Here is a 26,571-nt window from a genome sequence, read left to right as displayed (position 1 = left end):
CGCCAGGCGGAAACGGCAGCGGCCACTGCCGGGCTCTCCTGCCCGGCGGTGGCCGCCGTGTCGACCGGTCGAAAGCGGCCTTAGCCGACCGTGCGCTCGCGCTCGCTGACCTCGAAGACTTCCAGGTGGTCGCCCGGCTTGATGTCGTTCGTGTCGGCCAGCACCACGCCGCACTCGAGGCCGGCGCGGACCTCGTCCACGTCGTCCTTGAAGCGACGCAGCGATGCGATGGTCGTGCGGCTGACGATGACGTCGTTGCGGGTGAGACGCGCGTTGATGCCCTTGCGGATGTAGCCCTCGACCACCAGCAGGCCCGCCGCCTTGTCGCGCTTGCCGGCCGGGAAGACCTGCTTGACCTCGGCGCGGCCGACGACCGTCTCGATCCGCTCGGGACCCCAGATGCCGGCCATCTGCTTGGCGACCTCGGCAGTCAGCTCGTAGATGATGTCGTAGTACATCATCGGCGTCTTGGTCTTCTCGAGCTGCTCGCGCGCCTTGGCGTTCGGGCGAACGTTGAAGCCCACGATCGGCGCGCCGCTGGCCGAGGCCAGGGTGACGTCCGATTCGGTGATGGCGCCCACGCCCGAGCTCAGGATGCGCACCTTGATCTCGTCGTTCGAGAGGGCGTTGAGCGCGGCGTTGATCGCCTCGACCGAACCCTGCACGTCGCCCTTGATGACCACCGGGTACTCGATGACGTTCTGCTTGGCGGCGAGCGCCGAGAACATCGTGTCGAGGCTGGTGGGCGCGGTGGCGGTGCGCTTGGCCGTGGCCTGCTCCTGGCGGTAGGACGAGACCTCGCGGGCACGCTGCTCGCTGTCGACCACCGAGAGGCGGTCGCCCGCCATCGGCACGCCGCCGATGCCCAGCACTTCCACCGGCATCGAGGGAGGCGCCGCCTTCACCTGGCGGCCCTTGTCGTCGAGCATGGCGCGCACGCGGCCGCTCTCGGTGCCGACGACGAGGATGTCGCCGACCTTGAGCGTGCCGCGGTTGACCAGCACGGTCGCCAGCGGGCCCTTGCCCTTGTCGAGCTTCGCCTCGATCACGGTCGCCTCGGCCTCGCGGTCGGGGTTGGCCTTGAGCTCCATGAGCTCGGCCTGGAGCAGGATCTTCTCGATTAGCTCGTCCAGGCCCGCGCCGGTCTTGGCCGAAACCTCGACGTCCTGCACTTCACCCGACATCGCCTCGACGACGACCTCGTGCTCCAGCAGGCGCTCGCGCACCTTCTGCGGGTTGGCCTCGTGCTTGTCGATCTTGTTGATCGCCACGATCATCGGCACGCCCGCGGCACGGGTGTGATTGATGGCCTCGACCGTCTGCGGCATGATACCGTCGTCGGCCGCCACCACCAGCACCACGATGTCGGTGACGTTGGCGCCACGCATGCGCATCTGGGTGAACGCGGCATGGCCCGGCGTATCGAGGAAGGTGACGAGCTCGCCGCCCTTGGTCTTGATCTGGTAGGCGCCCATGTGCTGGGTGATGCCGCCGGCCTCGCCGCGCACCACGTCGGTGCCGCGCAGCGCGTCGAGCAGGCTGGTCTTGCCGTGGTCGACGTGGCCCATGATCGTGACCACCGGCGGACGCGGCTGCAGCGTTTCCTCGGCGTCGACGTCGGTCGTCGTGTCGAGGTCGACGTCGCTCTCGGACACGCGCTGGATGTTGTGGCCGAACTCGGTCACGAGCAGTTCGGCCGTGTCCTGGTCGATCGTCTGGTTGACGGTGACCATCATGCCCATCTTGAACAGCGACTTGACGAGGTCCGCAGCCTTTTCGGCCATGCGGTTCGCCAGCTCGGCGACAGTGATCGCCTCGGGCACGACCACGTCGCGCACCTGCTTGTCACGCTGCTGCGACTGCCCGCCGAAGTGGGCGCGACGCTCCTTCTCGCGCGCGCGCTTCAGAGCGGCGAGCGAGCGGGCGCGGGCGCCCTCGTCGTCGTTGAGCGCACGGCTGACCGTGAGCTTGCCCGACTGGCGACGGTCGCCGCCCTTGTTGCGGTCGGGCTGCGAGCTGGGACGGGCCGGCGCGGCCGGGCCCTTCTTGGCGGCGTCCGGCTTCTTGGCGACGCCGCCGGTGCTGGCCGGGCTGGCCGAAGCGGTGCCCGCAGCCGGCGCGGCCGGCTCGGCACGGCGCGGCTCGGGACGCTGCACCGGGGTGAAGCGGCGCGGCGCCGGCACCGGCGTCGCTGCGGGAGCGGGGGCTGGAGCGGCGGCTGCAGCAGCAGGAGCGGCGGCGCGGGCGGTCTCGGGCGCCGGGGCGGCGGGCGCCTCGGCAGGAGCCTGCGCGGCGGGAGCCGGAGCCTCCACCGGAGCGGCGTCTTCGACCACGGCCGGAGCCTCGGCGGCTGCGGCGGCCTCGGCAGCGGCCTGGGCGGCGGACGCGGCAGCCTCCTCCTCGGCCCGGCGGTTGTCCTCGGCGCGGCGCTTCTCTTCCTCGATTGCGCGTAGCTTCTCTTCCTGCTCGCGGCGAGTCGCCTCCTCGAGCATCGCCAGGCGCGCTTCCTCGGCCTCGCGCTGCAGGCGCGCGACGCGCTCCTGCGGCGTCTCGTTGGACGGGGCGGGACGCTTGACCGGCGGCGGCGCTGCCGGACGCGGCGCGGCGGCCTGCGGAGCCGGGGCGGGCGCCGCCGGAGCGGGCGCGGCCTCGGCTTCGCCGGGCTTGCCGATCAGCTTGCGGCGCTTCACCTCGACCACCACCTTGTTGGTGCGGCCGTGGCTGAAGGTCTGCTTGACCTCACCCGCTTCCACCGAGCGCTTAAGCCCAAGCGGCTTGCGGCCCAGGGTCGGTTTGTTGTCGGTCTCGCTCATATTTCTCGTCTTCGCCCTTCGGTCAATTCGTCGTCGCGGACGCGGCGTGTGCCGGTTCGCTGGCATTCTTCATGCCTTCATCATCCATGCCGGTCTCGCCGTCTTGCCGGCTGGTGACCTGCCCCTGGAAATGCAGGAGGCGCTGCAGTTGCGTTTCGACTCGCTCGGCCGCCCCGCGATCGTTCAGCGCCAGGTGAACGACGTTGTCGCGGCCCAATGCCACAGACAGCGTCTCCCGGTCCAGAGGCAAGCGCGTGCCTTTCAGACCGGATCCTTCCGCCTCGCGACCCACCCGCCAGGCCTGGTCGAGCTTGCGCGACCCGTCCTCGCGCGCGTCGGCGGCATGGGCCAGCCACGTGACCCGGCCCTCTCGCGCGTTCTGCGCAATCCGGTCCGAGCCCATGAGCAGCCTGCCCGATTTGAGTTCGAGGCCCAGCCGGTCGGTCAAGGCGCGCGACAGCGCCGCCTCGATCCGATCCGCCAGGTCGTCGGGAATGGTGAGCGGCGCGCCCTTGTGGGCCCGCGCCAGCGCTCCCTTCAGTTTGTTCTTCTGGATCGCCTTTTCAAGGTCTGCGCGCGAAACGCCGATCCACGCGCCGCGCCCGGGGGCGCGCGCGTGGACGTCGGGAAGAACCAATCCCTCCGGCGAGATCGCCAGCCGGATCAGGTCCTGCCGCGCAGCCTTCCGGCCGGAGAGGATGCAGGTCCTCTCCGCCGGGTCGCCGTCGATGTCGGAGCTTACGCGCTCATTGCGAGGATTCCGCATCGGCGGCCTCCTCGGCTTGCGGCTCGTCCTGCGCGTCCGGCTCGTCGTCGAACCAGTGCGCGCGCGCAGCCATGATGATCTCGTTACCCTGCTCTTCGGTCAGGCCGTACTCGCCGAGCACGCCGCCCTTGTCCTCGTCGCGGGCGCGGCGGTTCACCGAGCCGTCGCGGCGGCGCTGCTCGGTGCGCTTCTTGGCGATGAGCTCGTCCGTGGCGAGGTCGGCGAGGTCGTCGAGCGTCTTGATGCCGCTCTTGCCCAGCGTGACCAGCATCGCCTCGTTGAGGTGCGGCAGGTCGGCCAGCGCGTCCTCGACGCCCAGGCTACGGCGCAGCTCGCGGTTCGCTTCCTCGCGCCGCTCGAGCGCCTCGTGCGCGCGGCTCTGCAGTTCCTCGGCGAGCTCCTCGTCGAAGCCCTCGATGTTCGCCAGCTCGGCGACGTCGATGTAGGCGACTTCCTCCAGCTCGCTGAAGCCTTCGGCCACCAGCAGCTGCGAGAGCGTCTCGTCGACGTCGAGTTCCTCCTCGAACATCTTCGAGCGCTCGACGAATTCCTTCTGGCGCTTCTCCGAGCTCTCGGCCTCGGTCATGATGTCAATCTGCGAGCCGGTCAGCTGCGAAGCAAGGCGCACGTTCTGGCCGCGGCGGCCGATCGCGAGGCTGAGCTGGTCGTCGGGCACCACCACCTCGATGCGGCTCTCCTCCTCGTCGATGACGACGCGGCTGACGGTCGCGGGCTGGAGCGCGTTGACGACGAAGGTCGCGGTGTCCTCGCTCCAGGGGATGATGTCGATCTTCTCGCCCTGCAGTTCCTGCACGACGGCCTGGACGCGGCTGCCCTTCATGCCGACGCAGGCGCCGACCGGGTCGATCGAGTGGTCGTGGCTGATGACGCCGATCTTGGCGCGCGAGCCCGGGTCGCGGGCGGCGGCCTTGATCTCGATCACGCCATCGTAGATCTCGGGCACTTCCTGCGCGAACAGCTTCTTCATGAAGTCGGGGTGGGCGCGCGACAGGAAGATCTGCGGGCCGCGGTTCTGGCGCTCGACCCGCAGCACCAGCGCGCGCACGCGCTCGCCGACGCGGGCGGCCTCGCGCGGGATCTGCTGGTCGCGGCGGATCACGCCCTCGGCGCGGCCGAGGTTGACGATGACGTGGCCGAACTCGACCGACTTGATGACGCCGGTGATGACTTCGCCGGCGCGGTCCTTGAATTCCTCGTACTGGCGATCACGCTCGGCGTCGCGGACCTTCTGGAAGATCACCTGCTTGGCCGATTGCGCGTCGATGCGGCCGAGGTCCACCGGGGGCAGCGGATCGACGATGAAGTCGCCGATCTGCGCGCCCTTCTGCAGCTTCTCGGCCTGCTTGAGGTCGACCTGCTTGAAGTAGTCCTCCACCTCCTCGACCACCTCGACGACGCGCCATAGGCGCAGGTCGCCGGTGCGCGGGTCGAGCTTGGCCCGGATGTCGTTCTCGGCGCCGTAGCGGTTGCGGGCCGACTTCTGGATGGCTTCTTCCATCGCCTCGATGACGATCGACTTGTCGATCATCTTCTCCGACGCGACGGAGTTCGCGATCGCGAGCAGCTCGGCGCGGTTGGCGGAAATCGCACTGGCCATGGCTTAGTCTTCCTGTTCCTCAAGAATGTCGTCCGCGCCACTGGTGTCCAGCGGCCGGGTTGCTGCGATGAGCTTGTCGGTAAGGATCAGCCTTGCCGACTGGATGTCCGCCAGCGGGAAGCTGACGCGGCCGGACTTGCGGTCCTCCAGCGTCACCGTCTCTGCGCCGGCCTCGCCCTCGATCCCGACGAGGTCGCCGTGGAGCGCCTTGCGGTTGCCCTCGACGGGGGTGACGAGGTTCACCTTCGCCTCGTGGCCGGCCCAGGCGGCGTAGTCCTTGGGGCGGGTGAGCGGGCGGTCGATGCCGGGCGAGCTGACCTCGAGGCGATAGGCCTCCGCGATCAGCACTTCGCCCGCTTCCTCCAGCGCGTCCATGCGGTCGGAGATGCGGTGCGAGAGCGCCACGCAGTCGTCGAGGACAAGCTGGCCGGTCTCGGGCCGCTCGGCCATGACCTGGAGCGCGATCTCGTCGTCTCCCACTTCGCTCTTGCCGAAGATGCGCACGCGCACGAGGTCGAAGCCCAGGGCCCTGACCTCGGGTTCGATCACTTCGGTAAGGCGTGCGGTATCGACCAATCCTGGCTCCGTTTCGTGTGTGCTCAATGGCATGCGCAACAGGTGCAACGCGGTTTCGCGCCGGCCCCTACCGGCGCCAGCCCGTTCGTTGTTTCACCAATTACGGGATGAGGCGCAGATAAGCGCGATTCCGGGAAATTGCAAGCGGAGATGGCACGGTGGCCTGTGCTCCAAAAACTTTCCCGCCGGCTCTAGGCGGCGTCGGTGTGCCGCGTGCCAGGCAGGGCGATCTCGGGCAGGCGGCCCAGCGCCGGGCGGGCGAGCAGATAGCCCTGCAGGTAGCGCAGGCCCAGCCCGCGCAGGGTCTCGTACTCAGCCAGCGTCTCGATCCCCTCGGCGATGACGGTGATGCCGATCGCCTCCGCCATGCGCGCCACGCCCTCCACGATCAAACGGCGCGGCCGGTTGGCGTCGATCCCGCGCACGAGTTCCATGTCGAGCTTGATGAAGTCCGGCTGGAAGCGGGCCAGCAGCGCCAGTCCCGAGTAGCCGGCGCCGAAATCGTCAAGCGCTGTGGCAAATCCCATCCTGCGATAGGTCTCGACGATGGTGCGGACGTGGTCGGTGTCGACGATCCGCTCGTTCTCGGTGAATTCGAACAGCAGCCTGTCGGTGGGAAAGCCGGTCTCCTGCGCGGTCTTGAGGGTCAGCTGGATGCAGGCGACGGGCGAGTAGACCGCGTTCGGCAGGAAGTTGATCGAGAGCCGGGCTCCGGTGTCGAGGATGCCCGCCGCCACCGCGCCCCGGATCGCGGCGACCCGGCACTGCTGGTCGAAGGCGTAACGGTTGTCCGGCGTCACGCGTGACAGGACCGCGCCGGCGCCTTCGCCGGCCTGGCTGCGCACCAGCGCCTCGTAGGCGAAGACCTCGCCGGTCTCGGCATCGACGATCGGCTGGAACGCCATCGCGATCCCGAAGTCATGCTCCGGAGAGTGGCAACCCTGGCAGCCCGTCGGCATGCGTCCTCGCCTCCTGGTCGCGCGGATGGATCCCGCGAAGTTCTGAAGATGGGTGAAAGCGGAAGAACGATGGCGGGTCCGGACCTTGGTTCCCGCCGATCGGCGAGGACCCCCGCTCCTCAAACGACGGGGCCGGCGCCCGGTTCCCCGGGCGGCGGGGCGCCTGCACGGCCGCGGTGCAGGCCGTGCTTCTTGAGGCAGTGGCGCAACTGGTCGTAGGTCAGCCCCAGCGCCCCGGCCGCCTTGCGCTGGTTCCAGCGCAGCCGCTCCAGCGCCGCCAGCAGGAGGCTGCGCTCGTGCGCCTCCACGGCCTCGCGCAGGGATGCGGGGAGGGCGCTGGGGAGGGGGGCGGGGCGCTCCGGCGACGCCGTCTCCGGCGCCGAGGCGCAGGGCAGAGCCGGCGCCGCTGCGGCCAGCCCGCGCAGCGTCCACTCGCTGGCGAAGGGATCGAACACCACCGCGTCGATCGCCGTCGCCGCCTCGCCCCAGCGGTACACCGCGCGCTCGACGACGTTGCGCAGTTCGCGCACGTTGCCTGGCCAGTCGTGCGCCTCCAGGGCCGCCATCGCCGCGGCGGAGAAGCCGGGCCAGCGCTCCCACTCCAGCTCGCTCGCCATGCGGCGGCCGTAGTAGTCGGCCAGCTCGGCGACGTCGCCCTCGCGCGCGCGCAGCGGCGGCAGGGTGATGACCTCGAAGCTCAGGCGGTCGAGCAGGTCGGCGCGGAACGTGCCCTCGTCCGCCATGCGCGGCAGGTCGGCGTTGGTGGCGGCGACGATCCGCACATCCACTGTCAGCGGCCGCGACGAGCCGATCCGCACCACCTCGCCGTATTCGATCGCGCGCAGCAGGCGTTCCTGCGCCGCCATCGACAGGTTGCCGAGCTCGTCGAGGAACAGGGTGCCGCGATCGGCCTCCTCGAAGCGCCCGGCGCGCGCGCGGGTGGCGCCGGTGAAGGCCCCCGCCTCGTGGCCGAACAGCTCCGCCTCGATCAGCGTTTCGGGCAGCGCGGCGCAGTTGAGCGTGACCAGCGGCTCGCCCCAGCGCGGCGACAGGCGGTGGAGCCGCTGCGCGATCAGCTCCTTGCCCGTCCCGCGCTCACCGATCACGAGCACCGGGCGGCGCACCGCCGCGGCGCGGCTCGCCCGCTCGACCGCGTCGAGGAAGGCGGTGGACTGGCCGATGAACTGCGTCTCGCGCTCCATGCCCAAAACTTAGTGGTTTTTCCCGTTCATTGGCAATTCATTTTCAAACCTCCGCTCCGCGCATCCCTGAAAAGCGCGGAAATCCGGCCGGATCACGATTTGGCACGGAGGTTGCTGTAAGATCCGCAAGACGTTCAGGACCAGAGGAAACACCACGATGCTCCCGATCACCGCCCCGACTTCCGGACCCGGACCGCAGCGCACCGCGCCGGCTCGCACCCGGCTCGACTGGGTCATCATCGTCAGCCTGCTGGCGATGGGCGCGCTCAACCTGCTGGCGCTCGCCGACAAGGTCGGCGTGGCGCAGGCGCAGGCCGCACCGGTCCACGCCTGCGGAGCGCCGCTCGCATGAGCAGGCTCGACGCAGAGATCGAAGTGCTTCAAAATCCGGGCAAGGCCGAAAGCCGCGCCTACCGCTTCGAGGCGGACCATGCCGGCGAGCCGACCCGGCCCACGAACCACGCACGAGGAAACACCGCCATGGGCATCTTCTCCCGCACCCGCGACATCGTCGCCGCCAACTTCAACGACCTGCTCGACAAGGCGGAAGACCCGGCCAAGATGATCCGCCTGATCATCCTGGAGATGGAGGAGACGCTGGTCGAGGTGCGGACCAGCTCGGCCCGCACCATCGCGGACCAGAAGGAGCTGCGCCGGCACGTGGGCAAGCTGGAGAAGCTGCAGGCCGACTGGGCCGACAAGGCCCAGCTCGCGCTCAGCAAGAACCGCGAGGACCTGGCCCGCGCCGCGCTGCTGGAGCGCAAGAAGGCCACCGACATGGCGGAGCAGCTTGCAGCCGAGATCCTCGTGCTCGACGACGCCCTGCGCGCCTACGAGGCGGATATCGAGAAGCTGCAGACCCGCCTGCGCGAGGCCCGCAGCCGGCAGTCGTCGATCGCGGCGCGCTTGCAGAGCGCGGAAAACAGGGTCAAGCTGCGCACGCTGCTGTCGAACGAGCGCGTGGACGAGGCGATGGCCCGGTTCGACCAACTCGAGCGCCGCGTCGACTATGCGGAAGGCCGTGCCGAGGCAATGAGCCTCTCCGACCGCCGCCAGCCCACGCTCGCCGAGGAGATCGCCGCGCTCGCCGATGGCGACACCATCGAGGCGGAGCTCGCCGAGATGAAGCGGGCGATGGGCGCCAAGCCGCAGACCGAACAGTAACGCTGCATTTCGAGGGAAGGGAAAAGACAGTGTCACGCGGACAGTTCTATCTCGACAAGTCGAACGCCAAGCTCGCCGGCGTCTGCGCCGGGATCGCCGACTACACCGAAGTGGATGCGTTCTGGGTCCGCCTTGCCGCGGTGCTCCTGCTGATCTTCGTCTCGCCGGTGGTGATCCCGATCTACATCGCCGTCGCCGTGCTGGCCGACAAGCGGCCGATCGGCCTCTACTCCGAGGAAGAGGAGATGCGCCTGCTGCGCCGCTACGAGCGCCGCCGTGCCCGCAAGGGCCTGGGCCGCGCCTCGGGCTCGCGTCGCCTCGACTCCGACCTGTCCGACATGGACCGGCGGATCGCGGAGATGGAAGCGCACTATTCCAACAGCAACTCGCGCCTCGCGGCCGAGATCGACAGCTTGCGCTGACCGCATCCGGGCGTTCGCGCAGAGCCCCGGGCATCGGCCCGGGGCCAACAGGGACACACACGACATGTTCAACTTCGGCGACCTCATCCCCATCGTCGCGCTTTCCATCCCGCTGATGGCGATCTGGACGCGGCACCAGCGCAAGATGGCTGAGATCCAGGCGGAGGCCACGGCGGAGAAGGCGGCGCTCTACGCCACCAACAACGCCGAGATGGAACAGCGCATCCGCGTGCTGGAACGCATCATCACCGAGGGCGGGTACGACACCGCGCTGCAGATCGAGGCGCTGCGCGACACGCGCCAGGTCCAGGCGGCGCGCGGTCCCGCGGCCGACACCGTCAACTGAGGAGGCGGCGATGAACTGGGGCGGCCCCGAATTCGTGATCGCCATCATCGCCCTCTCGACGGGCGGCTGGCTGGTCAACAACTGGATCCGCGCGCGCCACGGCTATGCGCTGGAGGACGAGTGGAGCGGCAAGACCGAGCGGCCCGACCATGCCGCCGCCGCGCGGCTGGCCGAGGAGAACGCCGCGCTGCGCGCCCGGGTCGAGGCGCTGGAAGGGCGCGCCGCCGTGCTCGAGACGATCGTCACCGACACCGGCTACGCCACCGCCGCGCAGATCGAGAGCCTGCGCACGCTCCCGCAGGAGGTCCACGCACGATGAGCTTCGGGGATTTCATGGGCCTGTCCGCCGTGCTGGGCAGCATGATCGCGGTCTTCGGCATTCTCGCGGGTGTGTACAAGCGCCGGCTGGAGTACCTCGAGCGCAAGCTGCAGATCACCGCCGGTGCTACGGCGGAAAAGGCCGCGCAGTACGCCACCCACAACAGCGAGATGGAAAACCGCTTGAGAGTCCTGGAAAGGATTGTCACGGAGGGAGAAGGCGGCCGCGACATCGCGCTGCAGATCGAAGCCCTGCGCGAGCGCGATGCGCCGGGCGTGCTGACGAAGGTGACCACGCAATGAGCTTCTGGACTGCCGTCGTCGTGCTGTTCTCCGTCGGCTGCGTGACATGGCTCAAGGCCCAGCGCTACCGCGCCCTCGGCCATTCGCAGCGCGACACTAGCGGCGACTACGACCACACCGCGCGCGAGCACGAGCTGGAGCGCGAGGTGGAGGAGATGCGCAAGCGCATCGCCGTGCTCGAGCGGATCGCCACCGACGACCAGCGCGGCAAGGATCTGGCGCGGCAGATCGAGTCGCTGCGCGACTGAGGCGCGTGGCCCCTTGACAGTTAGTGCCAGATAGGTTATAAGCTNTGCGGAGCGTGCGCACGTTCCGAAGCGGTGTTTCGGGCCGGCGTCGTGGGCCGTACGCGAGTGCAAGTCGTGGACCACGCCCACAGCGTCCCCCGGAGCGGTTCCGGGTACCGCGATCCGTCGAGGTACCAAGGCCTTCCGCAAACGGCCGGCCCTCACGAGGGTGGTTTCCCGGAAGTAGCCTGAGAGGACCGGCGCTCGCCTGCGAGTCCGCGCCGCCGGTTCGTTCCGCTCCGCCAGGACCGAGCCGGGCTGCCAGCATGCTACCCGGCCGTTCGCACAGAGCAGGCCCCCTCCTTGCGTGCCGCAAGGACGCCCCGACGCCGGCCCGATGTTCCTTCTTCGGCTGCGTTCCTACCCAGGCGTTATCCCGCGCTCGCCGGCGGGCGATGGCGTGTACGCGGCGCGATCGAGAGGGGCGGGTGGCCCCCACCCCCCTCTCGGCCCTGGCTCCGACTCAGCGGACCTCCCGGCTCAGCGGAACATGCCGCTCCGTACCGAGGACACCACGCCGCTGGTGCGGCCCACCAGCAGCAGGTCGTTGCCGGCGCGGACGTAGCGGTAGCCCTGCGGCGGCGCCTTGATGCCGCGGTAGCGGCGGTAGTCGACTTCCTGGTAGTTGCGCGCGTGGCGGCTGTCGAAGCGGTCCCCCTTGCGGAAGGTCTTGTAGGTGACCTTCTTCGTCACGACGGTCCGATGGTGGTCGTCCTTCGCGAGGGCGGGGACGGCCGACACGGCAGGGGCGACCAGCGCGGCGGCGATCAGGGCGGCAGTGAACCTCTTCATTGTGCGACTCCTTCTGGGCTCGTTGTCGCCGGGGATAATGCGCGAGGGGGGTCTGGGGAGCCGTAATCAATTGTTGCAAATTGTCGCGAGGGGCCCACATGGCGAGGAACGATGGCACGCCACCAGACCACTCCCGAACAGCACTCCGTCCGCCTGCTCAAGGTGGGCGAGCAGGTGCGCCATATCCTGTCAGAGATCCTCGCGCGCCAGCAGGTGCATGACAGCACGCTCAGCGCCCACTCGGTCTCGGTGACCGAGGTGCGCATGACGCCCGACCTGCGGCAGGCGACCGTCTACGTGAAGCCCCTGCTGGGCGAGGACGAAGAGGCGGTGCTCAAGGCGCTGCGCACCAACACCGCGTTCTTCCAGCGGGAGGTGGCGCAGCGGCTCAAGCTGAAGTTCGCCGCCAAGATCCGCTTCCGCCCCGACGAGACCTTCGACGAGGCGAGCCGGATCGACGCGCTGCTGAACGATCCCCGGGTCAAGCGCGACCTCGAGGACTGAGCCCTCCGGGTCAGTCGCTCTCGAACGCCAGCCGCGCCGCCGACCAGTCGCCCGCCGCCGCGGCGCGCGCGGGGATGCGGAAGCGGTAGGTCCCGGTCTCGGCCCAGCTCCACTCCATCATGTCGTCGTGGGCGAGCTGCAGCAGCAGCAGGTCGTCGCCGTCCGGCTGCGCCGCCTCGGGCGCCGCGCCGAACATGCGGTGCTGCAGGACCGGCGGCAGGCGGTACTCGCGGTTGATCCGCGCCAGCACCTCTGCGGGCATCGCCGCCAGCGTCTCCGGCGGGCCGGAGACCATCGCGCGCAGCGAGATCGTCGCGAGCTGCGCGAGCGAGCCGGAGACGTGGCGCCGCACGATCTCGCCGTAGCGCTCGTGGACCTCGGACAGGATGTCCGCGGCGACCTCCCGTTCCTCGGCGGTCAGCGGGGTCCAGGGATCGCGCCCCTCGACGAAGCCGTCGAGCGCGCGCACCATTTCCGGCAGCTCGGCGCGCTGGGCCTGGAGCAGCTCCGCCTCGGCCTCGATCCGCTCCAGCTCCTCGCGCGCGTCCTGCACCGCGTAAGGCGCGGCGTCGGGATCGTGCGCGACCTCGGCCAGCGCGCCGCGCTGGCGAGCGGCCGCCTCGGCCCAGGCGGCCAGCGGCGTCGCGCCATCGTCGAGTGCCTCGTGGAGCTGGTCCGCGAGGTGGATCATCGAGTGCCACCACAAGGCCTCCACCGGCGCGCCCACCCCGGCGGCGTAGAAGGGATGGTCGCGCAGCATGGCCTCCCCCGCGAGGCGCTCGGCCAGGGCGTCCTCGATCGCCGCGTCGTCGGCGCTGCCGGAAAGCTCCAGGGCGACGGGCTCGACCGGCCAGAACGGGAAGAACCAGCGGCTGAGCCGGCCCGCGCGCACCGGGAAGGGCGCGCCGCCGGCGTCGTAGGCGGGGGGCAGCCCCTCAGGCGGGTCGGCGAAGTCGGCGCCGTCCGGCACCGCCACGACCGCGCCGGCGCCGAGGAAGAACGCCAGCGAGCCGCGGTTGGGCAGCGGCGCGCCGGGGGTGAGGGCGGCCAGCTCGGCCAGGTCGATCTGGGCGGCGAACGGCAGCGGCGTGCCCGCCGCGTCGCGCGGCCAGGGCCTGTCGCCGAGGCGTGGCAGGCCGCCGAACCAGCTGCGATCGCCGAACCAGTCGCGGCTGCGCTCCCGCGGCTTGCGCACGAGCACCACCGGCCCGGGCGCCAGCAGGCGAGGCGCCGGGGCTAATGGCTGCGGCGGTGGCGGTGGCGGTGGCGGGGCGGGCGGGGTCGATGCCGGGACGGGCTCCGCGGCTTCGGGCTCGGCGGCCGGCTCCTCGGGCCATTCGAACGGTGCGAGCGGGGGCGGGCGCCGGCGGGTGACGAGCGCGGCTACGATCGCCAGCACCAGTCCCAGCCCAAGCAGCGCCAGCACCGCGGCCTCGCGGCCCTGCAGGGCGATGAGGCGGGCGGCGATGCGGTCCGGCCCGGTGAACGCCCCGCGCAGCGGCGCCTGTCCGACGTAGGCCGCGATGGCGGCCGGCGGGGCGAAGGCGGCCAGCGCGGCGATCAGTCTCTTCATGCCCGTTCCCGATCCCTGCATCCTCGTTCCGGCCCCGGGCCGCCGGCGGCCCGGCACCGGATGTCCCGGGGGATGTTACGGGGAAACGAGCCGGGGAGAAGCCCGCCGCCCCCGATGCGCGCCGGGTCGGGCGATGTTATCCCCAGCAAGCGATGGCCAAGCTCTATTTCTACTATGCCAGCATGAACGCCGGCAAATCGACCACGCTGCTGCAGGCGGACTTCAACTACCGCGAGCGCGGCATGCGCACCATGCTGTGGACCGCCGCCATCGACGATCGCACCGCCGTTCTCGGGTCCGAGCATGCGATCGAGAGCCGGATCGGGCTTCATGCCGCGGCGCATCGCTTCGGGGCCGAGACCGACCTGCTCGACCAGGTGCGCGCGGCCCACGCGGTGGAACCGATCTCCTGCGTGCTGGTGGACGAGGCGCAGTTCCTCACTCCCGACCAGGCCTGGGAGTGCGCGGACATCGCCGACAAGGCGGGTATCCCGGTGCTCTGCTACGGCCTGCGCACCGACTTTCGCGGCGAGCTGTTTCCCGGCGCGGCGGTGCTGCTGGGGATCGCCGATACCCTGGTCGAGCTGAAGGCGGTCTGTCACTGCGGGCGCAAGGCCTCGATGAACCTGCGCGTCGACGACACCGGCCGGGCCGTCAGCGAAGGCGCGCAGACCGAGATCGGGGGCAACGACCGCTACGTCGCGCTGTGCCGCCGCCACTTCAGCGAGGCGCTGGGCCGCTGACCCGCAGCATCCCGGACTTTCCACCCGGGTGCATTGACGATATCGCCCGGGTAAATGTATGGGCCCGCGAAAGCACGCGGCCCGCGAAAGGACCAAGGCATGCCCGTGACCGTATTCTACAAGGACGAGGTGATCGCCCGCGGCTCGCCCAGCGATTTCGTCGGCGCGCTGCGCGACCTCGGCCCGCTCGCCCGCAGCAGCGACCTGCTCGCCTTCGACGACGACACCGGGCGGCAGGTCGACCTCGACCTTTCCGGCGCCGCCGCGCCGCGCCCCCGCGGGCGCCCGGCGCTGGGCGTGGAGGCGCGCGAGGTGACGCTGCTGCCGCGGCATTGGGAGTGGCTCTCGGCCCAACCCGGCGGCGCCTCGGTAACGCTGCGCAAGCTGGTCGAGGCGGCGATGCGCGCCGGGCGCAGCGAGCGCGAGTGCCTCGATGCGGCGTGCCGCTTCCTCACCGTCATGGCCGGCGACCGCCCCGGCTACGAGGAGGCGATCCGCGCGCTCTACGCCGGCGACCGGGAGAACTTCGACGCGCTCTGCGTGCTGTGGCCCAGCGCCGTGGCCGCGCATGCCCGCGCGCTCGCCTGGCCGCGGGACGCCGGCTGATGCCGCACGGCTGGATCATCCTCGACAAGCCGCTCGGCCTTGGCTCGACCCAGGCGGTGGCGGCCGTGAAGCGCAACTTGCGCGAGGCGGGGTACGGCAAGAAGGTGAAGGTCGGCCACGGCGGCACGCTCGACCCGCTCGCCTCAGGCATCCTCCCGGTGGCGCTGGGCGAGGCGACCAAGCTGGCGGGGCGGATGCTAGACAGCAGCAAGGCCTACGCATTCACGGTGCGCTTCGGCGAGGAGACCGACACGCTCGATCTCGAAGGCCGGGTGATCGCCACCAGCGCGGTGCGCCCCTCCCGCGACGAGGTGGCGGCGGTGCTACCCCGCTTCACGGGTCCGATCGTGCAAGTGCCGCCCGCCTACTCGGCGCTGAAGGTCGATGGCGAGCGCGCCTACGATCTCGCCCGCGCCGGGGTGGACGTGGCGCTGAAGGCGCGCGACGTCACGATCCACGCGCTCGAGATCGTCGAGCAGGAGCAGCAGGCCGAGGGAGAGGTCACTCTCCTGGCGAGCGTGTCCAAGGGCACTTATATCCGCAGCCTGGCGCGCGACATCGCGCAGGCTCTGGGCTCGTGCGGCACCGTCACCATGCTCCGCCGCACCCAGGCCGGGCCGTTCGACCTCAGTCACGCGATTTCGCTGGACAAATTGAACGAAGTCGGTAAGGGCGCGCCTCTTGAACAGATACTCTTGCCGCTGGAGGCGGGGCTGGACGACATCCCGGCCATCGACCTCGACCCGGAGCAGGCAAGGGCGGTCCGCCAGGGCCGCGTTCTGACCGGAATGCCCCATGATGATGGGCTGTACTGGGCGAGGCAAGGGACCGTTCCCGTCGCGCTGGTGGAGCTTTCGGACGGAGACGTCCGCGTCGTCAGGGGTTTCAACCTCACGGATGTCGCGGAGTAACGTACATGTCGGTCACCGCCGAGAAGAAGCAGGACATCATTTCGGACAACGCCCGCGCCGCTGGCGACACGGGCAGCCCCGAAGTTCAGGTCGCGATCCTCACCGAGCGCATCAAGAACCTGACCGAGCACTTCAAGTCGCACCACAAGGACAACCACTCGCGTCGCGGCCTGCTGGCCATGGTCAACAAGCGCCGCTCGCTGCTCGACTACCTCAAGAAGAAGGATGTCGAGCGGTACAACGCTCTGATCCAGAAGCTTGGTCTGCGCAAGTGACGTGAAGCCCCGGCCCGCCCTTCGGCGGGCCGTTTGGTATTTGCGTCCCGGCGCCGCCGATGACCCATCGGGCGTCATCGCCGGATGGTACAAGGAAACCCCGCTTTTCGCGGGAATGACGAGAAAAGGGGCGAGGCTTCGCAATAAGGCGGAGTCCGAGCCGATGGGGCGAGACATGCCCCGCACCGGACCGGGACGGTATCCCCGGCAGTAAACCCCGCCGTTGCAATAGGGCCGGCGGGTCGAGGAAATTTCATATGTTCGACGTCAAGACCGTAAGCATGGAGTGGGGCGGCAAGACCCTCACCCTGGAAACCGGCCGCATCGCCCGTCAGGCCGACGGCGCGGTCCTCGCCACCTACGGCGAAACCGTGGTGCTCTGCGCGGTGACCGCCGCCAAGTCGGTGAAGGAAGGCCAGGACTTCTTCCCGCTGACCGTGCACTACCAGGAGAAGTTCTCCTCGGCGGGCCGCATCCCCGGCGGCTTCTTCAAGCGCGAGCGTGGCGCCACCGAGAAGGAGACGCTCACCAGCCGCCTGATCGACCGTCCGGTGCGCCCGCTGTTCCCCGAGGGCTTCTACAACGAGATCAACTGCATCGCGCAGGTCCTCAGCTATGACGGCGAGACCGAGCCCGACGTCGTCGCGATGATCGCCGCCTCGGCCGCGCTCACCATCTCGGGCGTGCCCTTCATGGGCCCGATCGGCGCCTGCCGCGTCGGCTTCGTCGACGGCGCCTACACGCTGAACCCGAAGCAGGACGCCGCGCTCACCGACGGTCGCCTGGACCTCGTCGTCGCCGCCACCGGCGATGCCGTGATGATGGTCGAATCGGAAGCCAAGGAGCTGACCGAGGAAGAGATGCTGGGCGCCGTCATGTTCGCGCATGACGAGTGCAGGAAGGTGGTCGACCTCATCATCGACCTGGCCGAAAAGGCCGCCAAGGATCCCTGGGAAGTCGACCTGTCGGACAACACCGCCGACATCAAGAAGAAGCTCAAGAGCCTGGTCGGCAAGGACATCGCCGCCGCCTACAAGCTGACCAACAAGTCGGCCCGCTCGGACGCGCTCAATGCCGCCCGCGCCAAGGCGAAGGAAGCGTTCTCCGACGAGACGCCGCAGACCCAGATGGTCGCCATCAAGACCATGAAGAAGGTCGAGGCGGACGTCGTGCGCAGCGCCATCCTCAAGGACGGCCAGCGCATCGACGGTCGCAAGCTCGACCAGGTCCGCCCGATCGAATCGATGGTCGGCTTCCTGCCGCGCACCCACGGCTCGGCGCTGTTCACCCGCGGCGAGACGCAGACCATCTGCACCACCACCCTGGGCACCAAGGACGCCGAGCAGATGATCGACGGCCTGGAAGGCCTGTCGTACTCGTCGTTCATGCTGCACTACAACTTCCCGCCCTACTCGGTCGGTGAAGTCGGCCGCTTCGGCGCCCCGGGCCGCCGCGAAGTCGGCCACGGCAAGCTGGCGTGGCGCGCGCTGCACCCGGTGCTCCCCGCCAAGGAGGACTTCCCCTACACCATCCGCGTCCTCTCGGACGTGACCGAGTCGAACGGCTCGTCCTCGATGGCGACCGTCTGCGGCGGCTGCCTGTCGATGATGGATGCGGGCGTCCCGATCGCGCGCCCCGTCTCGGGCATCGCCATGGGCCTGATCCTGGAAGGCGACGAGTTCGCCGTGCTCTCGGACATCCTGGGCGACGAGGACCACCTCGGCGACATGGACTTCAAGGTCGCGGGCACCGAGAACGGCATCACCACGATGCAGATGGACATCAAGATCGCCGGGATCACCAAGGAGATCATGGGCAAGGCGCTGGAGCAGGCGAAGGCCGGCCGCGCGCACATCCTGGGTGAGATGACCAAGGCGCTGGGTTCGGCCCGCACCGAGCTGTCGGCCCATGCCCCGCGCATCGAGACGATCCAGATCGACAAGTCGAAGATCCGCGACGTCATCGGCACCGGCGGCAAGGTGATCCGCGAGATCGTGGCCGAGACCGGCGCCAAGGTCGACATCGACGACGAGGGCGTGATCAAGATCAGCTCGTCCGATATCGCGCAGATCGAAGCCGCCAAGAAGTGGATCCTCGGCATCGTCGAGGAAGCGGAAGTCGGCAAGATCTACAAGGGCAAGGTCGTCAACATCGTCGACTTCGGCGCCTTCGTGAACTTCATGGGCGGCAAGGACGGCCTCGTCCACGTCTCCGAGATGAAGAACGAGCGCGTGGAAAAGCCCACCGACGTCGTCAAGGAAGGCCAGGAGGTCTACGTCAAGGTCCTCGAGATCGACCAGCGCGGCAAGGTCCGCCTGTCGATGCGCGTCGTCGACCAGGACACCGGCGCGGCGCTGGAGGACACCCGTCCGCCGCGCGAACCGCGCGAAGGCGGCGATCGTGGTCCGCGCCGTGAAGGCGGCGATCGCGGCGGTGACCGTCGTGGCCCGCGCCGGGACGGTGGCGGTCGTGATGGCGGCCGGGGCGGCGACCGGGGTCCCCGCGGTGGCGGCGATCGCGGTCCGCGCGGCGGCCGTGACGGCGGCGGCAGCGAAGGCGGCAACCCCGACCACCTGCCGGCCTTCCTGAAGGAAGACTGATCGGCAGGCCTCGGCCCGCACGGCATCAGGACAGGGGTCGCGCGAAAGCGCGGCCCCTTTTCGTTGTCGGCCTCCCATCATCCGGTTCGGCAGAGACGGGAAAGGGGACGGTCGCGATGCGGCCGGCGGAGGGGTAGGGCGGCGAGCGCAAGCGGCGGCTGCGCGGCCCATGGGGCGCGGCCGCGGCCCACGCTCTTGCGGCTCTCTCGTGCTGTGCGATGCGCCGCCGGGGAACGGAGGCGGGCGGCCGTTCAGGGCGCGGGCGGCGCGCTCACGCGGCGGGCGCTGAGGATCTTCACCGGCGGCTCCAGGATCTGCCCGCGCATCACGCCTTCGCCCTTGGTGGCGGAGCGCGGCGCGTTCCAGATCGCCTGCACCACCTCCATCCCGCCCACGACATGCCCGAAGGCGGCGAAGCCGGCGCGGGTCTCGGGGTTGTCCGAGGCGGGCTGCGCGTCGAGCGAGGTCAGGTCGCCCAGCATGATCGTGAAGTCGGCGGTGGCGCTGCCCGGGGCGAAGCGGGCCATCGAGACGGTGCCTGCGGTATGGCTCAACCCGGTGACGTTGGTCGGCTCGTGCGCGATGGGCGGCAGGACCTTGCCCGGCATGCCCTGAAGGCCGCCCTGGAGCAGGCCGGCCGGCGGCTCGCCCCAGTCGAGGTGCATGGCGCGGTAGAAGGTGGCGCCGTCGAGGCGCTTGCCGTCGACGTACCTCAGGAAGTTGGCGACCGTGATCGGCGCGTGGGTCTTGTCGAGCGCCAGCGTGATGACCCCCTGCGGCGTGGTCAGGGCGACATGGACGTACTCGGCGCGCGCCGCCGCAGGAGCGGCGTTTTCGCCCGGCGCCGCCGGGGCGACATCCTGTGCCGCGGCCGGCGCGATCGCCAGGACGAGCGAGGCGAGCCCCGCCCGGAGTACCGCGCGGGCCCTCACCGGCTCAGCGGACCCGCGGACCGCCGAAGGGCAGCGGCGGAGGAGGCCGGCGGGCACCACGGGGCAGCTGCGCCTGGTAGGCCCGGCCGCAGTGCTCCACGCAATAGGGGAACCCGGGGTTCACCTTCTCGCCGCAGAAGTGGAAGTCCGGCTCGCCGGGGTGGCCCATCGGCCAGCGGCAGATGCGGTCGTTGAGGTCGAGCAGGCTGGTCTTGCCGGCGATGTCGGCGCTCGGCTTGGCGGGAACCAGGCGGCGCGGCGGTGCGGGCGGGATCGGCTGCTGCTGGTCGCCGGGGCCCTGGCGTAGGAAGCCGCCCGGGCCGACCGAGACGATCCGCGGCTGGGGCGCCGCCGCCGGTTCGGTCGAGGGTGCGGCGGCCGGTTCCGCCGCGCGCGGTGCCGGGGCCGGAGCCGCCGGCGCGGGCGGTGCGGCGCGGGCGACCGGCGCCTCGGGCTGCGGTTCGGGGGCGCGGGCCGGAGCCGGGGCCGCGTCCACCGGCTTCGCCTTCTTGGGCGCGGCGGCGGGGGCTGCGGCCGGTGCGCGCGCGGGCTTCTCGTTCGGCTTCACCGGGGACGGGCGCGCCTTGAGGCCCAGGCGATGGGCCTTGCCGATCACGGCGTTGCGGCTGACACCGCCGAGTTCGTCCGCGATCTGGCTGGCGGTCGCGCCGCCTTCCCACATCTTGGTCAGCTTCTCGATCCGCTCGTCAGTCCAGCTCATTACACTTCCATCCTCGAGGGGGCGATCGGGAATCGCCCCGGCTATCCAGGCGCCGCTTGCCTCGGAAGGCGTCAGCCGATAGTCGCCGGTCCATGGCCGATCAACCCCATTCGACTGAGCTGCCGGACACCCCCGGGATCCTTGAACCCAGCGACAATCCGGCGCGCCGATTTCCGGCAAAGGGAGAGCCGGTGATCCACCAGGTGAACTGGGTGGGGCTCAAGACGCTCTATATGAAGGAGGTCCGCCGTTTCTTCAAGGTGCAGACCCAGACGATCTGGGCCCCGGCGATCACCACGCTGCTGTTCCTGGTGATCTTCACCGTCGCCCTCGGCCGGGGCGGGCGCGAGGTCCTGGGCGTCAACTTCGCGACCTTCGTGGCGCCGGGCCTGATCGTCATGGGGATGATGCAGAACGCCTTTGCCAACGCCAGCTTCTCGTTCCTTTCGGGCAAGATCCAGGGGACCATCATCGATTTCCTGATGCCGCCGCTGACCGAGGCGGAGCTGATGCTGGCGATGATCGGCGCGGCCGTCACGCGCGGCGTGCTGGTGGGGCTGGCGCTGACGGGCGCGATGCTGCTGTGGCCAGGCGTGGACCTTTCGGTGGCGCATCCCTGGGCGGTGATCTGGTTCGGCCTGGCGGGGTCGGTGTTCCTCTCGCTCCTGGGGTTCCTCTCGTCCATCTGGGCCGAGAAGTTCGACCACAACGCGGCGGTCACCAACTTCGTCATCGCCCCGCTCTCGCTGCTCTCGGGAACGTTCTACGTCATCGACAACCTGGCCCCGGCCTTCCAGGCGATCAGCCGCGCCAACCCGTTCTTCTACATCATCTCGGGCTTCCGCTTCGGGTTCCTGGGCGCGAGCGACATCGGCGACACCAACATGGCGGTGCTGCACAGCGCCCTGGGCCTCGGCATCCTCGATGCGGCGCTCGCAGTGATCGTGTTCCTGGTGCTGCGCTCGGGATGGAAGCTGAAGGGTTGAGCGCGCCCGGCGCATGACGGGGACCGTCACAATTCATTAACGAAACGTTATTCGCTCCAGTGCACATTCCATCGTGTGAGGCCTGGAAGCAACCCAACCGAAAGCCGAGGTCAGACTGTCGCGCGATTCACCGCGCCGATCGTGATCGCGGTGCTCTGCCTGCTCGTGGTCACGCTCGCGCTGCTCTACTGGTCCGGTCGCGAGGTGGACCGCATCGCGCAGGATCGTGATCGCGCCATCGCCTCGCTGGTCATCGCGCAAGGGATCGAGCGCGTCGGCCACGCCCAGGAATCGACGACGGTCTGGGACGAGGCCGTGCTGCAGGTGCGTCGGACCCCGCTCGACCTCGCCTGGATCGACGCCAACCTCGGCGCGTGGTTCCACCGCTACGCCGGGATCGACGAGGCCTATATCCTCGATCCCCACGACCAGCCGATCTATGCCATGCGCGCAGGCCGCCGTTCCCGGCCCGAGAGCTTCATCGCGATCGAGGGCGCGGCCCGGCCGCTGGTTTCGGTCCTCCGCCGTACGCACGAGCGCGGTCGGCGCAACGAGTTGGACCTCGCGCTGCTGTCACCGGGCCAGGCGGACCTCGCCGTCGTGCGCGGGCATCCCGCGATCATCAGCGCCAAGCCGATCATCTCGAACAGCGGCGCTCTGCCGCAGGCGCCCGGGACCGAGTCGGTCCATGTCGCCGTGGTCTATCTCGACGAGCAGTTCTTCTCGCGCATAGGGCGCCAGTACGGCCTGGCCGACGCGCACTACGCGATCGCGGCGCGGGAAGACCGGGAGACCCGCTCGATCGCGCTGCGCGCGCGTTCGGGGTCGACCATCGGCTACCTGCTGTGGAAGCCTTTTGCGCCCGGACGGCAGGTGACTGGCGCGCTGGCGCCGGCGCTGATCGTGGCGCTCCTGCTCTCGGCCGCGATCATTTACGTGCTTTCCAGCCGCCTGGTCCGCCGGACTCACGATCTGGAGGAGAGCCGCGTGCGCGCCGAGCATCGCTCCCTCCACGACGAACTCACGGGCCTCGGCAATCGCGCGATGTTCGACCAGTGCCTCGACCAGGCCCTCGCGCGCGTGCGGCGGCACGGCACGCTGCTCGCGCTGCTCTATATCGACCTCGACCGTTTCAAGCAGGTCAACGACACGCTCGGCCATCCCGCCGGCGACGCGCTGATCCGACAGGTGACGCGCCGGCTGCTGGGCGAAGTGCGCGCCTATGACGTCGTTGCCCGGCTCGGCGGGGACGAGTTCGCCATCCTGATCGGCGAGCCGGAGAACGAGGAAGCGATCGAGCGGATCTGCGCGCGCATCGTGGCCGAGCTGGAGCGGCCCTTCGACCTCTCGGGATCGCAGGCCTTCATCGGCGCGAGCATCGGCGTCGCCGTGGCGCCGCTGCATGGCGTCGACCGCACCGAACTCGCCCGCAAGGCGGACATCGCGCTCTACAAGGCCAAGACCGAGGGCCGCAGCCGCTTTGCCTTCTTCACGCCCGAGATGGACCTCGACGTCCGCTCGCGCGAGGAGATCTACCGCGAGCTGCGCGTGGCGCTGGCCGACCGCGACCGCCAGCTCGAACTCCACTACCAGCCGATCTACGCGCTCGAGGACGGGCGCATGGTGGGCGTGGAGGCGCTGCTGCGCTGGCACCATCCCGATGTCGGCCTGGTCTCCCCGGCGGAGTTCGTTCGCTCGGCCGAGGAGACGGGACTGATCCAGGTGCTGGGGGAGTGGGTGCTGCACCGCGCCGTGGAAGACGCGCGCGCCTGGCCGGACTTGCGCATCGCGGTCAACGTCTCGCCCATCCAGCTGCGCAGCCGCGAATTCGTCGAGACCGTGCGGCGGCTGGTGGACGAGGGGCACATCGTCCCCGACCGGCTCGAGGTGGAGCTGACCGAGACCGCGCTGCTGGGCGCCTCGGGCGAGGTTGCCCGCTCGCTTTCCGAGCTGCGGCGACTGGGGGTTGCCTGTGCGCTCGACGATTTCGGTACGGGCTATTCCTCGCTCAGCCACATCCGCGATTTCGCGGTCGACCGGATCAAGATCGACCGCTCCTTCGTGCAGGCGCTCAACACGGTGCCGGGCGCCGCCCTGGTGGAGGCGATCGTGAGCCTCGCGCGCGCCAACGGGCTCCAGCTCACGGCGGAAGGAGTGGAGCGGGTGGATCAGTACGAGTTCCTGAAGAAGGTCGGCTGCCACGAGGTTCAAGGCTATCTGCTCTCGCGCCCGCTGCCGGCGGAGAAGCTGGTCGCACTGCTGGCGCGGCGGCATGGCGCCGGGCTGGACCTGCCCTCCCGGCCCGTGTGACGGCGAAGACCGTGGCTTGCCGGGGCGACCCGCCGATCAGTGGGCCAGGCCGCGGCGCAGCGGGTAGCGGCCGTTGCTGAAGGCGTCGAACATCTCCGAAAGCGAAGGGTGCTCGACCGGGCCGCCATCGGCATCCCCGGTCAGGTTCTGCTGGCTGACATAGGCGACGTAGCTCGACTCCTCGTTCTCCGCGAGAAGGTGGTAGAAGGGCTGGTCGCGACGGGGCCTGACCTCGGCCGGGATCGACTGGTACCACTCCTCGCTGCTGGCGAAGACGGGGTCGATGTCGAAGACGACGCCGCGGAAGTCGTGGTGCTTGTGCCGCACGACGTCGCCGATGCCGAAACGCGCCCGCGTCTGCCGCGGCGCCTCGATCACGCGTCCGGCCTGAGGAGAGAAGAAGGACGCTCTGTTCATGGCTCTCGATATAGGTCTTGCACGAAAGGCAAACAAGCGAGCGCCAGGCGCTGTTCCCCGAAATTGCAAATCGGGGCTTGCCGAGCCCGATCAAGTCGGCTACCGGCGCGCTTCTCCCGACCCGGCGGACAGTCTCCGCTGCATCGCGATCTCTTGCGGAGAGGTGGCAGAGTGGTCGAATGCGCCGCACTCGAAATGCGGTGTACGGGTAACCGTACCGTGGGTTCGAATCCCACCCTCTCCGCCAAGAGTTCATCCAAAATCGTTCGTAAATGTCCACGGAACCCGCAGAAAAGCGCGGGTTTTACGGCTTATCCCACGATTATCGTTCGTCGTGGTTCTTCCCCGTTCGCATGCAATCGGTCAGATTGTGGTGGGACAGATGGTGGGATGAAGAACGATGCCGCTCACACAGATAGAAATCCGCAACGCAAAACCGGGCATGCACGCTGACGGAGGCGGTCTCTATCTCTCAGTGAAGTCCAGCGGGGCTAAGAGCTGGCTATATCGCTATCAGATCGCAGGCCGTCGCCGTGAGATGGGCTTGGGGGCGCTGACTGTTCTCCCGCCGGTGGAAGCACGCGCGGAAGCTGCCCGCCTCAAGGCGACTGTTCGTCAAGGTACGGATCCTCTGGAGGTGAAAGCTGAGGAACAGCGCGAGCGACAAATCGCTGCGCAGATCGAACAGGTGGGGCAAAAGCTTCAAGCGGCGACGTTTCGGCGTGTCGCCGAAGATCACATCGCGATGCAGGAAGCTGGCTGGAAGAACAGCAAGCACCGCCAGCAATGGGAGAACACGCTCAAGACCTACGTATACCCGGTAGTCGGCGACATGCCGGTTGGTGAGATAAACGCAGAGCATGTCCTCCAGATCTTGAAGCCGATTTGGAACAACAAGACTGAGACCGCCACCCGGGTTCGCATGCGAATCGAGGCTATTCTCGATGCTGCAAAGGTGAAAGGCTTGAGGCAAGGAGAGAACCCAGCCAGGTGGCGCGGCAATCTCGATGCGGTCCTTCCAGCCAAATCAAAGGTCCATAAGGTCAAGCACCATGACGCCATGGATTGGAAGCTTGTGCCAAGTTTTTGGCGGTCGCTCGTTGACCAGCCGGGAATGGGGGCTCTCGCACTGCGGCTTACGATCTTGACTGCCCTGCGCTCTGGGGAAGTGCGAAAGGCTACTTGGGATGAGTTTGACCTTGATGAAGCGATATGGACGATCCCAGCCGAGAAAATGAAGGCGGATCGCGAGCATCGCGTCCCACTTTCCCCGCCGGCGTTAGAGCTTCTTCGATCGTTGCCGCGTATGGTTCAGACCGATTTAGTGTTTCCGGGAGTCCGGGTCACGTCGCCACTATCAGATATGACACTGTCAGCCGTGCTTCGGCGTATGGGAATTGATGACGTAACAGTGCATGGTTTCCGCTCCTCATTCCGCGACTGGGCTGCAGAGGAGACCCATCACGACGGTGACACCGTCGAACTTGCTCTTGCGCACGTCGTCAAGAATCAGGTGGAGCGCGCCTATCGTCGTGGAGATCAACTTGCGAAGCGTCGAGCGCTCATGGACGATTGGGCAAAATGGTTAAGCGGCTGTTGATTGTCATGCGAACCGCGCAGCTTCGTTGTGAGATCCCTTTCGAGATGCGGTGATCAGTGCTGATTAACATCTTCGAAAACTGATTTTCTTTCTTTGGCCAAAGCATTTTCGGTGGCTTCAAGATTGGGCGTCACTTAGCTATGGGTAAGCATCTCGAGGCCCTTGATGAACCCTACTGAAATTTATGACGCGTTGGCGGAGATTGCCGCCGAACCGTTTGACGCCACCGAATTCCCTTTCGCCTTTGCCGCCGCCACAGATGGTGCCAAGGCAGCGATCTCCAAGCTGCGGAGCGGGTTAACCAACAAGTCCGACCTTCAAGGCGGTGTGCTGTTCGGCAAGAAGTTCCACTATGCCCCCGCGCTGGCGGGCATGACCGATGGCGCGCTGGACCAGCTGCGTAGCTCGAAGAAGACCAAGACCTCAAAGCCCGCGATTTTGATCGCCACCGATGGCGAGATGATCTCGGCCGAGCATCCGGCCTCGGGCGATACACTCCATTGCCGCTTTGCCGAGCTTGGCGACAACTTCGGCTTCTTCCTGCCTGCCGCGGGCAAGGAACGCTACCGTGCGGTCGAAGAAAATCCCGTCGACGTTAAAGCGACCGGCAAGCTGGCCCGGCTCTATGACGCGCTGACCAAGGCCAATCCGGATTGGGGCGGCTACGAACGTCGGCATGAGATGAACCAGCTGATGATGCGGCTGATCTTCTGCATGTTCGCCGAGGATGTCGGCATCTTCCCCAACAATCAGTTCTCGCGCCTGCTGTTCACCCATGCGGGCGATAAGGTGTTGATTGCCACTGAGAAGTGACCCGGGAAGGCTAT

Annotated in this window: 28 protein-coding genes and 1 tRNA gene; 18 read left to right on the top strand and 11 right to left on the bottom strand. The window is 68.7% G+C overall.

Annotation, left to right across the window (positions count from 1 at the left end; translation table 11 throughout):
• Window positions 1–80: 80 nt before the first annotated feature.
• The 6 genes from infB to pspF form a co-directional block, all read right to left on the bottom strand.
• Window positions 81–2,813 (bottom strand): translation initiation factor IF-2, encoded by a 2,733-nt coding sequence (infB, locus tag ACFFJC_RS16710; RefSeq protein WP_379488630.1) that lies wholly within the window; start codon window positions 2,811–2,813, stop codon window positions 81–83.
• Between the two features lie 22 nt (window positions 2,814–2,835).
• Window positions 2,836–3,579: a DUF448 domain-containing protein gene (locus ACFFJC_RS16705; protein WP_379488629.1), complete on the bottom strand. Its 744-nt coding sequence runs from the start codon at window positions 3,577–3,579 to the stop codon at window positions 2,836–2,838.
• A complete protein-coding gene (gene nusA / locus ACFFJC_RS16700; protein WP_379488628.1) occupies window positions 3,560–5,197 on the bottom strand; it encodes a transcription termination factor NusA in 1,638 nt (545 codons plus the stop codon). Before nusA ends, ACFFJC_RS16705 begins: the two co-directional genes overlap by 20 nt.
• A gap of 3 nt (window positions 5,198–5,200) precedes the next feature.
• The gene (rimP, locus tag ACFFJC_RS16695) at window positions 5,201–5,773 is read right to left on the bottom strand and encodes a ribosome maturation protein RimP (RefSeq protein WP_379488627.1); all 573 of its coding nucleotides are present in this window, start codon (window positions 5,771–5,773) and stop codon (window positions 5,201–5,203) included.
• A gap of 191 nt (window positions 5,774–5,964) precedes the next feature.
• Window positions 5,965–6,732: an EAL domain-containing protein gene (locus tag ACFFJC_RS16690; RefSeq protein ID WP_379488626.1), complete on the bottom strand. Its 768-nt coding sequence runs from the start codon at window positions 6,730–6,732 to the stop codon at window positions 5,965–5,967.
• Window positions 6,733–6,851: 119 nt separating this feature from the next.
• Window positions 6,852–7,934, bottom strand: coding sequence for a phage shock protein operon transcriptional activator (pspF, locus tag ACFFJC_RS16685; protein WP_379488625.1), 1,083 nt, complete (start codon window positions 7,932–7,934; stop codon window positions 6,852–6,854).
• 157 nt (window positions 7,935–8,091) lie between these two features.
• Between pspF and ACFFJC_RS16680 the strand changes: the two genes are divergently transcribed.
• The 7 genes from ACFFJC_RS16680 (at window position 8,092) to ACFFJC_RS16650 (ending at window position 10,735) form a co-directional block, all read left to right on the top strand.
• The gene (locus ACFFJC_RS16680) at window positions 8,092–8,286 is read left to right on the top strand and encodes a hypothetical protein (RefSeq protein ID WP_379488624.1); all 195 of its coding nucleotides are present in this window, start codon (window positions 8,092–8,094) and stop codon (window positions 8,284–8,286) included.
• A complete protein-coding gene (gene pspA, locus ACFFJC_RS16675) occupies window positions 8,283–9,098 on the top strand; it encodes a phage shock protein PspA (protein ID WP_379488623.1) in 816 nt (271 codons plus the stop codon). The genes ACFFJC_RS16680 and pspA overlap by 4 nt, the downstream gene beginning before the upstream one ends.
• Before the next feature lie 29 nt (window positions 9,099–9,127).
• Complete coding sequence (locus ACFFJC_RS16670) at window positions 9,128–9,520, top strand: PspC domain-containing protein (RefSeq protein ID WP_379488622.1); 393 nt, start codon at window positions 9,128–9,130, stop codon at window positions 9,518–9,520.
• Between the two features lie 64 nt (window positions 9,521–9,584).
• Window positions 9,585–9,866 carry a hypothetical protein gene (locus ACFFJC_RS16665; RefSeq protein WP_379488621.1) on the top strand — a complete coding sequence of 94 codons (282 nt, stop codon included), beginning with the start codon at window positions 9,585–9,587 and terminating at the stop codon, window positions 9,864–9,866.
• Between the two features lie 10 nt (window positions 9,867–9,876).
• Window positions 9,877–10,185 carry a coiled-coil domain-containing protein gene (locus ACFFJC_RS16660; RefSeq protein WP_379488620.1) on the top strand — a complete coding sequence of 103 codons (309 nt, stop codon included), beginning with the start codon at window positions 9,877–9,879 and terminating at the stop codon, window positions 10,183–10,185.
• Entirely contained in the window at window positions 10,182–10,487 is a 306-nt protein-coding gene (locus ACFFJC_RS16655) for a hypothetical protein (protein ID WP_379488619.1), read from the top strand. The genes ACFFJC_RS16660 and ACFFJC_RS16655 overlap by 4 nt, the downstream gene beginning before the upstream one ends.
• The gene (locus tag ACFFJC_RS16650) at window positions 10,484–10,735 is read left to right on the top strand and encodes a hypothetical protein (protein WP_379488618.1); all 252 of its coding nucleotides are present in this window, start codon (window positions 10,484–10,486) and stop codon (window positions 10,733–10,735) included. The genes ACFFJC_RS16655 and ACFFJC_RS16650 overlap by 4 nt, the downstream gene beginning before the upstream one ends.
• Before the next feature lie 519 nt (window positions 10,736–11,254).
• On the opposite strand, the gene ACFFJC_RS16645 is transcribed toward ACFFJC_RS16650, so the two are convergent.
• Entirely contained in the window at window positions 11,255–11,566 is a 312-nt protein-coding gene (locus ACFFJC_RS16645) for an RcnB family protein (protein ID WP_379488617.1), read from the bottom strand.
• Window positions 11,567–11,677: 111 nt separating this feature from the next.
• On the opposite strand from ACFFJC_RS16645, the gene rbfA reads away from it, so the two are divergent.
• Window positions 11,678–12,070 (top strand): 30S ribosome-binding factor RbfA, encoded by a 393-nt coding sequence (gene rbfA / locus ACFFJC_RS16640; protein ID WP_379488616.1) that lies wholly within the window; start codon window positions 11,678–11,680, stop codon window positions 12,068–12,070.
• A gap of 10 nt (window positions 12,071–12,080) precedes the next feature.
• Here the strand turns inward: rbfA and ACFFJC_RS16635 are convergent, their stop codons facing one another.
• Complete coding sequence (locus tag ACFFJC_RS16635) at window positions 12,081–13,643, bottom strand: DUF1963 domain-containing protein (RefSeq protein ID WP_379488615.1); 1,563 nt, start codon at window positions 13,641–13,643, stop codon at window positions 12,081–12,083.
• Between the two features lie 152 nt (window positions 13,644–13,795).
• Here ACFFJC_RS16635 and ACFFJC_RS16630 point away from each other — a divergent pair, with 152 nt between their 5' ends.
• The 5 genes from ACFFJC_RS16630 to pnp all read left to right on the top strand — a co-directional run bounded on the left by ACFFJC_RS16630 (window position 13,796) and on the right by pnp (window position 18,778).
• The gene (locus ACFFJC_RS16630) at window positions 13,796–14,386 is read left to right on the top strand and encodes a thymidine kinase (RefSeq protein ID WP_379488614.1); all 591 of its coding nucleotides are present in this window, start codon (window positions 13,796–13,798) and stop codon (window positions 14,384–14,386) included.
• A gap of 99 nt (window positions 14,387–14,485) precedes the next feature.
• Window positions 14,486–14,992 (top strand): DUF2239 family protein, encoded by a 507-nt coding sequence (locus tag ACFFJC_RS16625; protein WP_379488613.1) that lies wholly within the window; start codon window positions 14,486–14,488, stop codon window positions 14,990–14,992.
• Window positions 14,992–15,903 (top strand): tRNA pseudouridine(55) synthase TruB, encoded by a 912-nt coding sequence (truB, locus tag ACFFJC_RS16620; RefSeq protein WP_379488612.1) that lies wholly within the window; start codon window positions 14,992–14,994, stop codon window positions 15,901–15,903. The genes ACFFJC_RS16625 and truB overlap by 1 nt, the downstream gene beginning before the upstream one ends.
• A 5-nt stretch (window positions 15,904–15,908) precedes the next feature.
• Window positions 15,909–16,178 carry a 30S ribosomal protein S15 gene (gene rpsO, locus ACFFJC_RS16615; RefSeq protein WP_379488611.1) on the top strand — a complete coding sequence of 90 codons (270 nt, stop codon included), beginning with the start codon at window positions 15,909–15,911 and terminating at the stop codon, window positions 16,176–16,178.
• Window positions 16,179–16,435: 257 nt separating this feature from the next.
• Window positions 16,436–18,778, top strand: a complete 2,343-nt coding sequence (gene pnp / locus ACFFJC_RS16610) for a polyribonucleotide nucleotidyltransferase (RefSeq protein WP_379488610.1) — start codon at window positions 16,436–16,438, stop codon at window positions 18,776–18,778.
• 251 nt (window positions 18,779–19,029) lie between these two features.
• Here pnp and ACFFJC_RS16605 read toward each other — a convergent pair whose 3' ends face one another.
• Both ACFFJC_RS16605 and ACFFJC_RS16600 read right to left on the bottom strand, forming a co-directional pair.
• Window positions 19,030–19,710 carry a peptidylprolyl isomerase gene (locus ACFFJC_RS16605; RefSeq protein ID WP_379488609.1) on the bottom strand — a complete coding sequence of 227 codons (681 nt, stop codon included), beginning with the start codon at window positions 19,708–19,710 and terminating at the stop codon, window positions 19,030–19,032.
• Window positions 19,711–19,714: 4 nt separating this feature from the next.
• Window positions 19,715–20,431, bottom strand: coding sequence for a GcrA family cell cycle regulator (locus ACFFJC_RS16600; RefSeq protein ID WP_379488608.1), 717 nt, complete (start codon window positions 20,429–20,431; stop codon window positions 19,715–19,717).
• Between the two features lie 92 nt (window positions 20,432–20,523).
• Between ACFFJC_RS16600 and ACFFJC_RS16595 the strand changes: the two genes are divergently transcribed.
• Both ACFFJC_RS16595 and ACFFJC_RS16590 read left to right on the top strand, forming a co-directional pair.
• Window positions 20,524–21,417 (top strand): ABC transporter permease, encoded by an 894-nt coding sequence (locus ACFFJC_RS16595; RefSeq protein WP_379488607.1) that lies wholly within the window; start codon window positions 20,524–20,526, stop codon window positions 21,415–21,417.
• Between the two features lie 141 nt (window positions 21,418–21,558).
• The gene (locus tag ACFFJC_RS16590) at window positions 21,559–23,727 is read left to right on the top strand and encodes a putative bifunctional diguanylate cyclase/phosphodiesterase (RefSeq protein WP_379488606.1); all 2,169 of its coding nucleotides are present in this window, start codon (window positions 21,559–21,561) and stop codon (window positions 23,725–23,727) included.
• 36 nt (window positions 23,728–23,763) lie between these two features.
• On the opposite strand, the gene hspQ is transcribed toward ACFFJC_RS16590, so the two are convergent.
• Window positions 23,764–24,144: a heat shock protein HspQ gene (hspQ, locus tag ACFFJC_RS16585; protein ID WP_379488605.1), complete on the bottom strand. Its 381-nt coding sequence runs from the start codon at window positions 24,142–24,144 to the stop codon at window positions 23,764–23,766.
• Window positions 24,145–24,301: 157 nt separating this feature from the next.
• Here hspQ and ACFFJC_RS16580 point away from each other — a divergent pair.
• The 3 genes from ACFFJC_RS16580 to ACFFJC_RS16570 all read left to right on the top strand — a co-directional run bounded on the left by ACFFJC_RS16580 (window position 24,302) and on the right by ACFFJC_RS16570 (window position 26,557).
• Window positions 24,302–24,391, top strand: a tRNA-Ser gene (locus tag ACFFJC_RS16580).
• Window positions 24,392–24,544: 153 nt separating this feature from the next.
• Window positions 24,545–25,744 carry a tyrosine-type recombinase/integrase gene (locus ACFFJC_RS16575; protein ID WP_379488604.1) on the top strand — a complete coding sequence of 400 codons (1,200 nt, stop codon included), beginning with the start codon at window positions 24,545–24,547 and terminating at the stop codon, window positions 25,742–25,744.
• A gap of 165 nt (window positions 25,745–25,909) precedes the next feature.
• The gene (locus ACFFJC_RS16570; RefSeq protein WP_379488603.1) at window positions 25,910–26,557 is read left to right on the top strand and encodes a type IIL restriction-modification enzyme MmeI; all 648 of its coding nucleotides are present in this window, start codon (window positions 25,910–25,912) and stop codon (window positions 26,555–26,557) included.
• The last annotated feature ends 14 nt before the right edge of the window (window positions 26,558–26,571 follow it).

It is taken from the genome of Novosphingobium soli, assembly GCF_042432915.1.
Taxonomy (GTDB): Bacteria; Pseudomonadota; Alphaproteobacteria; order Sphingomonadales; family Sphingomonadaceae; genus Novosphingobium; species Novosphingobium soli.
This window is presented reverse-complemented; position numbering and strand designations above follow the sequence as displayed.